The sequence below is a fragment of the Streptomyces sp. MH60 genome (assembly GCF_002939385.1).
Lineage (GTDB): Bacteria > Actinomycetota > Actinomycetes > Streptomycetales > Streptomycetaceae > Streptomyces.
This window is the reverse complement of sequence record NZ_MULI01000001.1, coordinates 67,424-81,532: the sequence shown is the minus strand read 5'-3', so window position 1 is coordinate 81,532 and position 14,109 is coordinate 67,424. Positions and strand designations below refer to the sequence as shown.

At 71.6% G+C, this 14,109-nt stretch carries 9 protein-coding genes and 1 pseudogene; 7 read left to right on the top strand and 3 right to left on the bottom strand.

Annotation, left to right across the window (positions count from 1 at the left end; genetic code table 11):
• Window positions 1–4 precede the first annotated feature (4 nt).
• Entirely contained in the window at window positions 5–1,360 is a 1,356-nt protein-coding gene (locus BZZ08_RS00370) for a lysine N(6)-hydroxylase/L-ornithine N(5)-oxygenase family protein (protein WP_104630076.1), read from the bottom strand.
• Between the two features lie 176 nt (window positions 1,361–1,536).
• On the opposite strand from BZZ08_RS00370, the gene BZZ08_RS00365 reads away from it, so the two are divergent.
• On the top strand, window positions 1,537–2,484 hold the full coding sequence (locus tag BZZ08_RS00365; RefSeq protein WP_104630075.1) for a methionyl-tRNA formyltransferase: 948 nt from the start codon (window positions 1,537–1,539) through the stop codon (window positions 2,482–2,484).
• An 84-nt stretch (window positions 2,485–2,568) separates the two neighbouring features.
• On the opposite strand, the gene BZZ08_RS00360 is transcribed toward BZZ08_RS00365, so the two are convergent.
• Both BZZ08_RS00360 and BZZ08_RS00355 read right to left on the bottom strand, forming a co-directional pair.
• Complete coding sequence (locus tag BZZ08_RS00360) at window positions 2,569–2,808, bottom strand: DUF5302 domain-containing protein (RefSeq protein WP_104630074.1); 240 nt, start codon at window positions 2,806–2,808, stop codon at window positions 2,569–2,571.
• Window positions 2,809–2,846: 38 nt separating this feature from the next.
• Complete coding sequence (locus BZZ08_RS00355) at window positions 2,847–4,712, bottom strand: CocE/NonD family hydrolase (protein WP_198601192.1); 1,866 nt, start codon at window positions 4,710–4,712, stop codon at window positions 2,847–2,849.
• A 356-nt stretch (window positions 4,713–5,068) separates the two neighbouring features.
• Here BZZ08_RS00355 and BZZ08_RS00350 point away from each other — a divergent pair, with 356 nt between their 5' ends.
• The 6 genes and pseudogenes from BZZ08_RS00350 to glpK all read left to right on the top strand — a co-directional run bounded on the left by BZZ08_RS00350 (window position 5,069) and on the right by glpK (window position 13,919).
• Window positions 5,069–5,503 carry a PGPGW domain-containing protein gene (locus BZZ08_RS00350; RefSeq protein WP_104630073.1) on the top strand — a complete coding sequence of 145 codons (435 nt, stop codon included), beginning with the start codon at window positions 5,069–5,071 and terminating at the stop codon, window positions 5,501–5,503.
• A 122-nt stretch (window positions 5,504–5,625) separates the two neighbouring features.
• Window positions 5,626–6,585: an alpha/beta hydrolase family protein gene (locus BZZ08_RS00345; protein ID WP_104630072.1), complete on the top strand. Its 960-nt coding sequence runs from the start codon at window positions 5,626–5,628 to the stop codon at window positions 6,583–6,585.
• A gap of 130 nt (window positions 6,586–6,715) precedes the next feature.
• Window positions 6,716–8,075 (top strand): annotated as a pseudogene (locus tag BZZ08_RS00340) (DEAD/DEAH box helicase).
• A 199-nt stretch (window positions 8,076–8,274) separates the two neighbouring features.
• Entirely contained in the window at window positions 8,275–11,283 is a 3,009-nt protein-coding gene (locus BZZ08_RS00335; protein ID WP_104630070.1) for a family 16 glycoside hydrolase, read from the top strand.
• 134 nt (window positions 11,284–11,417) lie between these two features.
• The gene (gene nadE, locus BZZ08_RS00330) at window positions 11,418–12,248 is read left to right on the top strand and encodes an ammonia-dependent NAD(+) synthetase (RefSeq protein ID WP_104630069.1); all 831 of its coding nucleotides are present in this window, start codon (window positions 11,418–11,420) and stop codon (window positions 12,246–12,248) included.
• A gap of 147 nt (window positions 12,249–12,395) precedes the next feature.
• A complete protein-coding gene (gene glpK / locus BZZ08_RS00325) occupies window positions 12,396–13,919 on the top strand; it encodes a glycerol kinase GlpK (RefSeq protein WP_104630068.1) in 1,524 nt (507 codons plus the stop codon).
• Window positions 13,920–14,109: the final 190 nt, after the last annotated feature.

Below are 14,109 nucleotides of genomic sequence, written 5' to 3'. Positions count from 1 at the left end.
TACGTCAACGCGCGCCGGTGCCGGTTCCGTCGGCGACCGTACGGGCCGCGTCGGAGGCGGACTCGAGACCCCGGCCGAGGAGTGAGGCGAGGATCTCGCCGACCCGGACGGCGGTGTTGGACAGCAGCGACGACGTGATGCCGTGCGTGTGCTCGGTGCCGCCCTGCAGATAGATGCCGCAGCGCAGGGCGGGGTCGGTGGCGACGCGGTAGTCGCGCTCGACGCGCACCCGGCCCTCGTCGTCGCGCAGGCAGCGGTCCGCGACCTCGCCGAGCAGGCCCAGGGGGTCGGCCGGGCCGTAGCCGGTGGCGAAGACCACGACGTCGGCGTCCAGGAGGCTCTCCTCGCCGGTGACCAGGGAGGTCACGGTGGCGCGTACCCTCTCCGGCGTCTCCTTGACGTCGGAGAGCCGGGACACGTTGAGGAAGCGCAGCCGCTCGGTGCCCAGGACCTTCTCCCGGTACATCTGCCGGTACAGGTCGTCGATCAGGTCGATGTCCACCACGGAGTAGTTGGTGTTGCCGTGGTAGTCCATCAGCCGTCGTTTGACGCCGCCGGGCGCGGTGAAGTAGTCGTCGACCGCGGCCGGGTCGAAGATCCGGTTGGCGAACGCGCTGTCGTCGGCGGGGCTGTAGCCGTAGCGGGCGAAGACCGCGCAGACCTCGGCCGCGGGGAAGCGGCGGTGCAGGTAGGCGACGTTCTCGGCGGCGCTCTGCCCGGCGCCGACGACGATGAACCGGGAGGGCGAGGTGCCCTCCAACGTGTCGACCCTGGCCAGCAGTTCCGAGTTGTGCCAGACGCGGTCGCCGCGCTCCACACCCTCCGGCACGAGGGGGCGCAGCCCGGTGCCGACGACGAGGTTGCGCGCCCGGTGGACCTCAAGACCCTCCCCCGAACGGACCGTCACCTCCAGGTGGTCCACGACTCCGTCCCGCACGACGGGTGCGACGCCGACGACCTCGTGGCCGTAGGAGACCATGTCGTCGACCTTGCCCGCGGCCCACTCGAAGTAGTCGTGGAACTCGACCCGCAGCGGGAAGAGGTTCTTGTGGTTGATGAAGTCGATCAGCCGCCCCTTGCTCTGCAGGTAACAGAGGAAGCTGTACTCGCTGGCCGGGTTGCGCAGGGTCACCAGGTCCTTGAGGAAGGACACCTGCATGGTCGCGTCGTCGATCAGCATGCCGCGGTGCCAGCCGAAGCGCGGCTGCTGCTCGAAGAAGCGGGCGTCGAGCGCCTCCTGCCCGCCGGTCCGTGCGTCGTGTTCGCGGATCGCGATCGCCATGGCGACATTGGACGGCCCGAAGCCGATACCAATGAGGTCGTGGACCAGCGTTGAGTCAGCAGGAAGAACCTGTGACATGTCACTCCCCTCGTGCGCCGGAAACTTAGGTGAGCCTAAGCTAATGAGATACGGGTGTCGATAGGGCGCGACAGGGGCCGTTTCGAGCCAACTGACGCGTCTCATGGCGGTGTTGCACACTAAGGTAAGGCTTGCTTAACTTTCCGGGTCAGCCCCTGCTCCGAGGAGGAACACCCATGCGGGTCGTCATGTTCGGCTACCAGACCTGGGGGCACCGCACCCTGCGAGCCCTGCTGGACTCCGAGCACGACGTGGTCCTGGTGGTGACCCATCCCAAGAGCGAGCACGCGTACGAGAAGATCTGGAGCGACTCCGTCGCCGACCTCGCCGAGGAGCACGGCGTCCCGGTGCTGATCCGCAACCGCCCGGACGACGACGAACTGTTCGAGCGCCTCAGGGACGCCGACCCGGACCTCATCGTCGCCAACAACTGGCGGACCTGGATCCCCCCGCGCATCTTCGGCCTGCCGCGCCACGGCACGCTCAACGTGCACGACTCACTGCTGCCCGAGTACGCCGGGTTCTCCCCGCTGATCTGGGCGCTGATCAACGGCGAGACCGAAGTGGGCGTCACCGCGCACATGATGAACGACGAGCTGGACGCCGGGGACATCGTCCGGCAGGAGGCGGTGCCGGTCGGGCCGGCGGACACCGCCACCGACCTGTTCCACAAGACCGTCGACCTCATCGCCCCGGTCACCATCGGCGCCCTCGGCCTCATCGCGGCGGGGCAGACGGAGTTCACGAAGCAGGACCGGTCCCGGGCGAGCTTCTTCCACAAGCGGTCCGCCGAGGACATCCGCATCGACTGGAACTGGCCGGCCGAGGACCTGGAGCGTCTGGTCCGGGCCCAGTCCGAGCCGTACCCCAGCGCCTTCACCTTCCACCGGGGCAGGCGTCTGGAGATCCTCGCCGCGGTGGTCTCCGAGGGCCGCTACGGCGGTACGCCCGGCCGGATCTTCTACCGCGAGGGCGAGGGTGTGGTCATCGTCGCCGGGGCGGACGCGCGCCGGGGCCGCAACCACGGTCTCGCCGTGACGCGGGTGAGGACGCAGGACGGAAGGGAGCTGGCCGCGACGGAGTACTTCACCTCCATGGGCGGCTATCTGACCACCCGCCCCTGAGCACTCCCGAACGGCCCTCCACGACGGGCGGGGCCCGACCGTGCTGCCACGGTCGGGCCCCGCGCGGGACGGTCGTTGGCGGCCTCAGCCGCTCTTGCGCCGGAACGAACGCTGACTGGCGGCGGGGCCGTGGGTGCCCCGGATCTTCGCCACGTCGGCGCCCGCGGCGAGGGCCGCGGCCTCCGCCTGTTTGCCGCGCTTGCGCTCCAGCGCCTGGCGGAACTTGCCCTTCAGGTCGTACTGACCGTCGGCGTCGGGTGTCAGGGCGGGACGCTCGTCCTCCGCCGGTTCCGAACCTGCTTGCGATGAAGACTCTTCAGTCATGACGACCTCCTGGGCTCGGACAACAGGAGCACAGCTTGTCACGACCGGCCGCCCGGAACCACCGAGTATGTGCCCGGGCCCGCCGGCAGGGTCACCGTGTACTGGCGCAGGTACGTGTCCAGGTACGGCGACCGGTCGCCCGCGGTGGCGATGTCGTCGGCCGGGTCGTCCAGCGCGAGCCGCAGCCTCGCTCCCCTGACCTCGATGGTCTCGCCGGAGGGGGTGTCCCGCCAGGAGCCGGTCTGGATGGAGCCGATCTCCACGGCCAGGACGTGCCCGGCGGCGAGCGTCCAGTCGGTCGCCTTCAGGTCGACGCTCAGGCGGCCCGACTTCACCAGGGAGACCTGCTCGTCGAACATGACGGCGGTGCCGTCGGGGGCGACGTCGTACAGCTTGAGCATGACGTTGCCCTCGCCGCGGGCCGTCAGGGACACCTGCGGGGTGCCGGTGACGCGCGTGGCGTTCCGCAGCGGCTTCGACCAGACGAAGAAGCTGGAGGCGACCTCACCGGCGCGCTGACGCTTCGCCAGTTCCGCGGCCAGCCCGGCCGGCGCCGGCCGCTCGGTCGCGGGCGCGTTCTCCATGTCCCACCTGCCGGTCGGCTGCGGCGGTGCCTTCGGTGCCGGGCTGCCGGCCGCGGTCAGCGCCGCGCGGGCGGACGCGCCGCCGTCGTCCAGGTAGGAGCCGCCGCCGAGCGGAAGGGTCACCGACCGCTCGGTGACGGGCCAGGTGCGCTGGGCCCGCCAGGCACCGGTGGAGTCCTCGACGGCGTAGGCCGGGTAACGCACCGTCGGCCTGGTGCCCTTCAGGTACTGGTCGTAGAAGGCGAGGGTCTCGTCGTACCAGCCCTCGCGGCCCATGGCCAGGCGTCCGTCCTCGACGCGGTCGCCGCCGCGCACGTGGTCCCACTGGCCGAGCCAGCCGCGCTCGGGGCCGCGGTGGTTGCCGAGGTACTCCTCCATCTCCTCGGGCTTGGTGTTGTTCTCGACGAAGCCCTGCGTGACGAACAGCGGGGTGTCGCTGCCCCTGGCCATCCTCGCCAGGTCACGGGAGGTCCAGTGCTCGTCCCCCTGGTCGGATATCCGGTAGCCGGCCGAGTTCTCCGTCAGGCACTCCGGGTGGCCCTCCTCGTAGCGGGCGGCGGCCTGGTAGCGGGGGTCGTCGTCCGCCATCGGGGGCATCGAGGCGATGGAGTTGTACGCGTCGGCGGTGCCCGTCACGTTCGGGCGCGGCACGCCGTTGGAGTAGATGTACTGGTACATGTCCCACACGGGTTCCTGGGCGACCACGGCCTTGAGCGCGCGCTGGTCCAGGTTGTTGCCGATGAGACCCGTGACGGCGTCGTACGACTTGCCGTACATGCCGACCGCGCCGGTGGACCACGGCTGCTTCGCGGCCCAGTCGATCGCGGCCCTGACGTCGGCCTGTTCACCGGGTCCGCCCCAGTCCAGACAGCCGGTGGAGCCGCCGAAGCCGCGCAGGTCCACCATGACGAAGGCGTACCCCTGGTCGAACAGGTCGGTGCCCTCGATGAAGTCCTGGAAGCGGGCGGAGGGGCCGGTGTGGGACCAGCCCTCGGGGCCGGTCTGGCCCGCGTGGGCGAAGTACGGGCCGATCGACACGATGACCGGCACCTTCTCCTTCCGCTTCAGCCCTTCGGGCAGCAGGACGTCGGCGTGGAGCCGGGTGCCCGAGCGGTCGGAGGACGGGAAGTAGTGCTGGGTCCAGACCGAGCCCTCCGGGACCCGGTCGTTCTCCTCGTGCGTGACGGGGCCGGTCCCGGCGGCGGCCGGACCGGTCTCCGCCTCGTGCGCCGCGACGGCGGTGCCGCCCAGGCCGACGGTCAGGGCGAGGGCGGCGACGAGTGCCGATGCGGTCCGGGCGACCGCGCGACGTGGTCTCACATGCTCCTCCTTGGAAGGCGGGTGCAGGTGGTACGGGTGGTGCAGGTCTAGCAGCGAAGTCCCCCGCACGTCGATGGGGCCGAATCGCAACTTCCCCTGTCACATCGGGCGTTGGCGGACGTGACCGGTCAGCACCCGTCTCCGGCCGGGCCCGCCGGGCACATGGGCCCATGTCGGGCCTCGCCCCCCGGCGCGCGCCCTTCGCCCGCGGCTGCCCGGCCCCGGTGCCGCCGGGTCCGGACGCCTCCGAGCACGCCGGCCGAGCCCGTCGGAATCGCCCGCGCCGCGGTCCCCGCCTAGGGTGGGGCAGGCCGACGGAACCGGATTCCTTGCCGACCGCAGGAGAGTGGGGCGCCATGGCGCGGGGTGTCGAGTCGATCCGGCGGACCGCCGTGGGTGCCCTCGGCGCCGTCCTGCTGCTGGTCGGTGTCGCGCTGCTGGTGCTGCCCGGCCCTGGCCTGCTGCTCGTCTTCGCCGGGGTGGTGCTGCTGGCGCGCGCCGTTCCGGCGCTGGACCGCTTCGTCGCCCCGGTCCGCACCCGGGCGATGCGTGCCGCCGAGGAGAGCGTCTCCTCCCGATGGCGCATCGCCGGGTCCGTGCTCGTGGGGCTGTTCCTCCTCGCCGCCGGCGTGGCCTGGGGCCTCGTGCCCGAGCTGCCGTACTCGGGATGGGCCACCGGGGCGAGCCTGATCATCTCCGGCTTCGTGCTGTTCGCCCTGCTCGGGTGGAGCCACCGCCGTGTCCGGGCGGCGCGTCGCGGCTCACCACCGGCCCAGGAGCAGGCACGTTGACTAAACGGGACAGCGTTCCGTATATTTAACCGGGACAGCGTCCCGCTTTCTCACGCCGACGCGCCCACTCCTGGACGGCCTCGCCGTCCCCGCCGTCGATTCATCGAACGGACCCACGCATCATGAGCGCACAGACCCACCCGACCGACTTCGTCTCCCCGCCCGCTCCCGTCCTCTCCGTCGCCCCGGTGGTGCTGCCGGCCCCGGGGCGGCCGGTGGACCTCCAGGTGCGGGTCTCCGCGCCGGTGACCGGCACCGGCCTGCCGGTCCTCCTGCTCTCGCACGGCCAGGGCTACTCGAACCACCTCTCCTCCCTGAACGGCTACGCCCCGCTCGCCCACTACTGGGCCGCACACGGCTTCGTCGTGATCCAGCCGACCCATCTCAGCTCGCGGACACTGGCGCTGGACCCCGGGACCCCCGGGGCGCCCCTGTTCTGGCGGTCGCGCGCCGAGGACATGACGCGCGTCCTCGACGGGCTCGACGTCCTGGAGGAGGCCGTCCCGCAGCTCTCCGGCCGACTGGACCGGAGCAGGGTCGCGGTCGCCGGGCACTCGATGGGCGGACACACCGCGAGCCTGCTGCTCGGCGCCCGGCTCACCGATCCGGACGACGGCACGGAGGTGGACCTGGCCGAGCCCCGCGTCAAGGCCGGCGTGCTGCTCGCGGCCCCCGGCCGGGGCGGCGACGCCCTCAGCGAGTCCGCCGCCGAGCACATGCCCTTCTTCCTGACCACGGACTTCTCCCGCATGACCACGCCCGCGCTCGTCGTCGCCGGCGACAAGGACGACTCCGCCCACCTGACGGTGTCCGGACCCGAGTGGCATGCCGACCCGTACACCCTCTCCCCCGGCCCCAAGTCCCTGCTGACCCTGTTCGGCGCGGAGCACGGGCTCGGCGGGGTGGCCGGATACGACGTCGCGGAGACCACCGACGAGGACCCCGCGCGGGTGGCCGTCGTGCAGCGGCTCACCTGGGCCTATCTGCGCTCCGAGCTGTATCCCGGGGACACCTCCTGGCAGCAGGCCCGGGACGGGCTGGCGGCCGGGCCGGACCCGCTCGGGCGGGTCGAGTCCAAGTAGGCCCGCACGGTCGGCCGCGGGGCGCGGGCGGCCCCGCTGGTAAAATGGCGGCACGCTTTGAGGCGCCCGGGTCCGTACCGAGGGGTACGGACCCGGTCGCGTTCCGGGCGCCTGATCAGAGAGGTCCCCCATGAACGCGAAGCCGACCGCATCCTTCGACGGCCTCGGACTGCCGCCGGTACTGGTGGAGACGATGTCCGCCCTCGGGGTGGCCGAGCCGTTCCCGATCCAGGCGGCGACCCTGCCCGACGCGCTGGCCGGCCGCGACGTCCTGGGCCGGGCGCGGACCGGCTCCGGCAAGACGCTGGCCTTCGGGCTCGCCCTGCTCGCCAGGACCGCGGGCCGCCGCGCGGAGTCGAAGCGGCCGCTGGCCCTCGTCCTGGTGTCGACCCGGGAACTGGCCCAGCAGGTGAGCGAGGCGCTGGCGCCGTACGCACGGGCGCTGGACGTCCGCCTGACCACGGTCGTCGGCGGACTGTCGATCAACCGGCAGATCCAGGCGCTGCGCGACGGGGCCGAAGTGGTCGTCGCCACGCCGGGCCGCCTGGCCGACCTGGTCTCCCGCCGGGACTGCCATCTGAACCAGGTGCGGATCACGGTGCTGGACGAGGCGGACCAGATGTGCGACATGGGGTTCCTGCCGCAGGTCTCCGGCATCCTGGAGCAGGTGCCCTCCGACGGGCAGCGGCTGCTGTTCTCGGCCACCCTCGACGGCGACGTCGACCAGCTGGTGCGGGACCACCTCCACGACCCCGTTCCCGTCTCGGTCGACCCGGCGTCGGCCTCGGTGAGCACGATGGAGCACCACGTGCTGACCATCCACCCCGCCGACAAGTACGCGACCGCCACCGAGATCGCGGCCCGCGACGGCCGGGTGCTGATGTTCCTGGACACCAAGGCCGGGGTCGACCGGTTCACCCGGCACCTGCGGGCCGCCGGTGTGCCCGCCGCCGCCCTGCACAGCGGGAAGTCGCAGCCGCAGCGCACGCACACCCTCGCCCGGTTCGTGGCGGGCGAGGTCACCGTGCTGGTGGCCACCAACGTCGCGGCGCGGGGCATCCACGTCGACGCGCTCGACCTCGTCGTCAACGTCGATCCGCCGGCCGACGCCAAGGACTACCTGCACCGCGGCGGGCGTACGGCGCGGGCCGGACGGGCGGGGAGCGTGGTCACGCTCGTCACCCCCGACCAGCGGCGCGAGGTGAACCGGATGATGTCCGAGGCCGGGATCCGGCCGACGGTGACCCCGGTGCGCTCGGGCGAGCAGAAGCTGACGGCCCTCACCGGCGCGAAGCGCGGGCAGGGAGAGGACGGCGGCCTGCGCCGGGGCGAGCCGGCCGCCGACCGGTCCGGCGCAGGAGAGCGGCAACGCCCCCTTCCGCGGGATGGGCACCCGGCCGGGCCGCGCCGCCAAGGGCTCCCGCAAGGCCGTCGAGGCACGCAAGGCCGCGGAGGCGCGCGCGGCCGCCCGGGTGCGCAGGGGCCGCTGACCGCCGGGCGGGCGGGCCGATCACGGCGCCGGGGAACGGGACTTGAGGCCGAGTCGACGCCGAGAACTTTGAACACACCGATGACAAAGTATGGACATGTCAAGCGGAAGTCTCCTACCTTGGCGGCGGAACGTCCGTCCTACCGCACAAGACCGGAGCGATATCCGGCACGGTCCGGTCCCCATCTCCCGGAGGACCAATGCACCCACGGCTGTTCTCGCGTGCCCGAAGACACCTCATCCTCCTGCTGACGTCGGCCGTCGCGCTCGGCGGTGCCTGGGCCGCCCCGGCGTCCTCGGCGGCGCCCGCCGACATCCCGCCGCAGGAACCCGGCGTCACCCTGCGCGTGTTCGACGTCCAGACACCCCTCAACGAGCTGTGCACCCTCAAGCCGGGCCAGACCCCCAACCACGACAAGCTGATGCCGACGGTCGACTGGTCGAGCACCGCCGACTTCGGCGGCATCGCCGACAACTTCGTCTCCCAGGCGTCCGGTTACCTGGTCGCCCCTCGTGACGGCACCTATGTGTTCCGGCTCGTCAGCGACGACGGCTCCCGGCTGACCCTGGACGACGCCACGGTGATCGACCACGACGGACTGCACGGCGCGGAGCCCAAGGACGGCACGGTCGACCTCACCGCGGGAACGCACCCGCTGCGCATCGACCACTTCGACCGCGGCGGCGGCCAGCAACTGCAACTGTCCTGGATGCCGCCGGGCGAGAGCGAGTTCACCGTCGTCCCCACCGAGGCGCTCAGCACCGACGCCGGGGTCGTCCGGGTGACGGCGCCGGGCCGCAAGGAGTGCGAGGCCGGGCGCGACACCCCCGGCGACGGTCTGCCGCTCACCTCCGTACGTCCCGACCTCGACCTCATCGACCTGCGCCCCGACGGCTTCGAACCGCAGGTCACCGGCATGGACTGGCTGCCCGACGGGCGCCTGGCGATCAGCACCTGGGGCGGCACCGACAACGTTGCCGGAGAGGTGTACCTCCTGGACAACGTCACCGGTGAGACCAGCCGCGACAAGGTGACCGTCGAGAAGGTGGCGAGCGGGCTGCGCGAGCCGATGGGCATCAAGTACGTGGACGGTTCGCTCTACGTCTCGCAGAAGCACGAGCTGACCCGGCTCGTCGACCGCGACCGCGACGACGTGACCGACGAGTACCGTACGGTCGCCACCTGGCCCTACGGCGGCAACTTCCACGAGTTCGCGTTCGGCCTGCTCTACCGCGACGGCTACTTCTACGTGAACCTCTCCGTCGCCATCGACCTCGGCGGCGCGACCACCACCCCGCAGCCGGCCCCCAACCGCGGGACGACGTACAAGATCAGCAAGAAGACGGGGAAGATCAGCCCGATCGCGGGCGGGCTGCGCACGCCCAACGGCATCGGCTGGGGGCCGGGCGGCGACCTGTTCGCCACCGACAACCAGGGCGGCTGGCTGCCCGCCTCGAAGCTCGTCCAGATCAAGCAGGACCGCTTCTTCAACCACTACACCGAGCCCGCGGGACCCTTCGAGGACTCCCCCGTCACCGAGCCGGTGCTGTGGCTGCCGCAGAACGAGATCGGCAACTCGCCCTCCACCCCGCTGTACCTCACCAAGGGCAGGTTCGCGGGCCAGATGCTGATCGGCGACGTCACCTACGGCGGCCTCCAGCGCGCCTACCTGGAGAAGGTGAAGGGCCAGTACCAGGGCGCCGTCTTCCGCTACACGCAGGGCCTGGAGGCGGGCGTCAACCGGGTCTCCATGGGCCCCGACGGCGCGATCTACACCGGCGGCCTGGGCGCCGACGGCAACTGGGGGCAGGAGGGCAAGCTCAAGTTCGGCCTCCAGAAGCTGACGCCCAACGGCGGCAACACCTTCGACGTCCAGAAGATGCGGGCCGTGCCGGGCGGCTTCGACCTCACGTACACCCAGCCGGTGTCGCAGGAGACGGCCGCGGAGCTGGCCTCCCGCTACGAGGCCGAGCAGTGGCGCTACACGCCGACCGGCGACTACGGCGGCCCGAAGATCGCCGAGGAGGAGCTGGCCGTGCGGTCCGCGACGCTCTCGGACGACGGCCGCACCGTGCGGCTGCGGCTGGACGGCCTGAAGCCGGACCGCGTCGTGCACGTGCGCTCCCCGCGCCCGTTCACCTCGGCCTCCGGTGAGACGCTGTGGAGCACCGAGGCCTGGTACACCCTCAACGAGATGCCCGGCAAGCAGCCGCCGGCGGCCACCCTGTACGAGGCCGAGGAGGCGCTTCTGACGGGGAAGGCGGGCATCAACACCGACCACGCCGGCTACTCCGGCAGCGGCTTCGTCGACCGCTACGCCACCGAGGGCAAGGTCACCACGACGTTCGACGTGACCGTCCCGAAGCCGGGCACCTACGACGTGGGCCTGCGCTACTCCAACGGCCCGAACCCCTTCGAGGGCACCAAGTCGCTCTCCCTGTACGCCAACGGGACGAAGGTCCGCCAGACGCAGCTCCCCTCGACCGGGGACTGGGACACCTGGTCCACCCGGACCGAGCCGCTGCGGCTGCGCGCCGGACACAACACGCTCTCCTACCGCTACGACCCCGGCGACACCGGCCACGTCAACCTCGACCTGATCACCGTGCGCCCGCACGGCGCCCAGGTCGCCCTGTTCGACGGCACCGCCGCCTCCCAGGAACAGTGGCAGCACACGGACGGGAGGAAGGTCGCCTGGCCGCTGGCCGAGGAGCGGTCGATGGAGGTGTGCTGCGGCGACATCCGCACCAAGGACGCCTACCAGGACTTCAAGCTGCACGTGGAGTTCCGCGTGCCCCTGCTGCCGGACGACGTGACCGGCCAGGACCGCGGCAACAGCGGCATCTACCTCCAGGACCGCTACGAGCTGCAGATCCTCGACTCCTACGGCGACACCACCCCGGACACCAACGAGGCCGGGGCGATCTACTTGAAGAAGGCACCCGACACCAACGCGGCGACGGCCCCGGAGACCTGGCAGACGTACGACATCGTCTTCCGTGCCGCCCGCTTCGACGAGAACGGCGCCAAGACCGCCGACGCGCGCGTGACGGTGGTGTGGAACGGCAGGACGGTCCACGACGACATCGTGCTCGACGGGCCCACCGCGGCCGGCCGGGCCGAGACGCCGGCCGCCGGGGCGATCCGGTTGCAGGACCACGGGAACAAGGTCCGGTTCCGCGACATCCGCATCGAACCGCTGGACTGACCCGCAGCCGTGCGGGGCGGCCCCTGACGGCCGCCCCGCACCTCCCGCTCCGCCGGACGGTGGGTCCGAGTTCCCCGGGCGCCTGTGGGTAGGGTGAAACGAGAACTGCCCTGCCCGTCGAACAAGGAGCGGAATTGAGCGAGCCGGCGTCCATCGCCCAGCAGAAGGAGATCGCCCGGGAACTGGAGGTCGCGGAGACCTTCGACGCCGAACGGGAGATCGAGCGCCGGGTGGCCTTCCTCGCCGAGCGGCTGACCTCCACCGGTCTGCGCGCGCTCGTGCTCGGGATCAGCGGCGGGGTCGACTCGACCGCCGCGGGCCGCCTGTGCCAGCTCGCCGTGGAGCGGGCCCGCGCCGCGGGGCACGAGGCCCGTTTCTACGCGATGCGGCTGCCGCACGGGGTCCAGGCCGACGAGCACGACGCCCAGCTCGCCCTCGAGTTCATCCGGGCCGACCACGTACTGACCGTGGACATCAAGCCCGCGAGCGACGCGGCGCTCGACGCCCTGCTCGCCGCCGACGTGGCCTTCCGCGACGCCGGCCACCAGGACTTCGTGCACGGCAACATCAAGGCCCGGCAGCGCATGATCGCGCAGTACGCGGTGGCCGGTGCGCACGGCGGCCTGGTCGTCGGCACCGACCACGCGGCCGAGGCGGTCTCCGGCTTCTTCACCAAGTTCGGCGACGGCGCCGCCGACCTCGTACCGCTGACGGGCCTCACCAAGCGCCGGGTGCGCGCCGTCGCGGACGCGCTGGGCGCGCCCGCCGAGCTGGTCCGGAAGGTTCCGACGGCCGACCTGGAGACCCTCGACCCGGGCAAGGCCGACGAGGACGCCCTCGGAGTCACCTACGAGGAGATCGACGACTTCCTGGAGGGCAAGCCGGTGAAGGAGCAGACCTTCGAGAAGATCCTCACCCGCTACCGGCAGACCGACCACAAGCGCCGGCTGCCGATCGCTCCCTGACCCTCGGCCGGTGCCGTGCGGCGGCCTCCACCGGCGGCCGCCGCACGCCGGGTATGTCCTTTATGTGCGGATTGCCAGAAGTCGCCTTACTCTGGCCGAGGAGGTGCCCGGACCAGGACCGACACCGGCCGGAGAGACGGAGCGAACATGGCGGACTTCATCGGCGCGGTGGACCAGGGGACCACGAGTACCCGGTTCATGATCTTCGATCACGGCGGCAACGAGGTCGCGAAGCACCAGCTGGAGCACGAGCAGATCCTCCCGCGCTCCGGGTGGGTGGAACACGACCCGGTGGAAATCTGGGAGCGCACCAACTCGGTGATGCAGAACGCCCTGCGCAACGGCGGACTGTCGGGCACCGACCTGGCGGCCATCGGGATCACCAACCAGCGGGAGACCACGGTCGTCTGGGACCCGCGCACCGGCCGCCCGTACTACAACGCCATCGTGTGGCAGGACACCCGCACCGACGCCATCGCGGCCCACCTGGAGCGCTCCGGCCGGGGCGACGTCATCCGCCGCAAGGCCGGGCTGCCGCCCGCGACGTACTTCTCCGGCGGGAAGATCCAGTGGATCCTGGAGAACGTCGACGGCGTCCGCGAGGCGGCGGAGCAGGGGCACGCGGTCTTCGGCAACACGGACTGCTGGGTCCTGTGGAACCTGACCGGCGGCCCCGACGGCGGCATCCACGCCACCGACGTGACCAACGCGAGCCGCACCATGCTGATGGACCTGGAGACGCTCGACTGGGACGACGAACTGCTGGGCTTCTTCGGCATCCCCCGCAGCATGCTGCCCACCATCAACCCCTCCTCGCACCGGGAGGCGTACGGCACGACCCGGACCTCCCGGCCCCTGCGCGCCGCCGTGCCCATCACGGGAGTGCTGGGCGACCAGCACGCGGCGACCGTCGGCCAGGTCTGCTTCTCGCCCGGCGAGGCCAAGAACACCTACGGCACCGGCAACTTCCTGGTCCTCAACACCGGCACCGAACTGGTCCGCTCCCAGCACGGCCTGCTGACCACCGTGGCCTACCAGCTCGGCGACAGCCCGCCGGTCTACGCGCTGGAGGGCTCCATCGCGGTGACGGGGTCCGCCGTGCAGTGGCTGCGCGACCAGATGAAGATCATCAAGACGGCGGCCGAGAGCGAGGAACTCGCCCGCACGGTCGAGGACAACGGCGGCATGTACTTCGTCCCCGCGTTCTCCGGCCTGTTCGCCCCGTACTGGCGCTCCGACGCGCGGGGCGCGATCGTCGGCCTGGCCAGGTACAACGACAACGCGCACCTGGCACGGGCGACGCTGGAGGCCATCTGCTACCAGAGCCGCGACGTCGTCGAGGCCATGGAACAGGACTCCTCGGTCCACCTGGACGTGCTCCGGGTCGACGGCGGTGTGACCGCCAACGACCTGTGCATGCAGATCCAGGCGGACGTGCTCGGCGTCCCCGTCAGCCGCCCCGTGGTCGCGGAGACCACCGCCCTCGGCGCGGCCTACGCGGCGGGGCTGGCCACGGGCTTCTGGCGGGACACCGACGAACTGCGCACCCACTGGAGCGAGTCCAGGCGCTGGGAGCCCCAGTGGTCCGAGGAGAAGCGCGCGGAGGGGTACGCGGGCTGGAAGATGGCAGTGGAGCGCACGCTCGACTGGGTCAAGGTCCCCGAGAGCTGACGCGCGGGGGGAGTGGCGCGGCACCTCGCGGTCGTCCTGCTGGTCCCCCGTCGCGGCCCCCGCCCCGACCAGCCTCATGTTCTGGACTTGCCAGTCCATTTTATTCGCCGCACAGTGGCATCCGCGCCCCGGCCGCCGACCGGCCAGGGGCGACGGAGAAGCACACGGGCGAGAGGGCAGGCAAGGAGCA

Bases quoted from the DNA above. Each gene is read 5' to 3' on its own strand.
- BZZ08_RS00370 (WP_104630076.1), bottom strand. From the start codon at position 1,360: ATGTCACAGGTTCTTCCTGCTGACTCAACGCTGGTCCACGACCTCATT.
- BZZ08_RS00365 (WP_104630075.1), top strand. From the start codon at position 1,537: ATGCGGGTCGTCATGTTCGGCTACCAGACCTGGGGGCACCGCACCCTG.
- BZZ08_RS00360 (WP_104630074.1), bottom strand. From the start codon at position 2,808: ATGACTGAAGAGTCTTCATCGCAAGCAGGTTCGGAACCGGCGGAGGAC.
- BZZ08_RS00350 (WP_104630073.1), top strand. From the start codon at position 5,069: ATGGCGCGGGGTGTCGAGTCGATCCGGCGGACCGCCGTGGGTGCCCTC.
- BZZ08_RS00345 (WP_104630072.1), top strand. From the start codon at position 5,626: ATGAGCGCACAGACCCACCCGACCGACTTCGTCTCCCCGCCCGCTCCC.
- BZZ08_RS00335 (WP_104630070.1), top strand. From the start codon at position 8,275: ATGCACCCACGGCTGTTCTCGCGTGCCCGAAGACACCTCATCCTCCTG.
- glpK (WP_104630068.1), top strand. From the start codon at position 12,396: ATGGCGGACTTCATCGGCGCGGTGGACCAGGGGACCACGAGTACCCGG.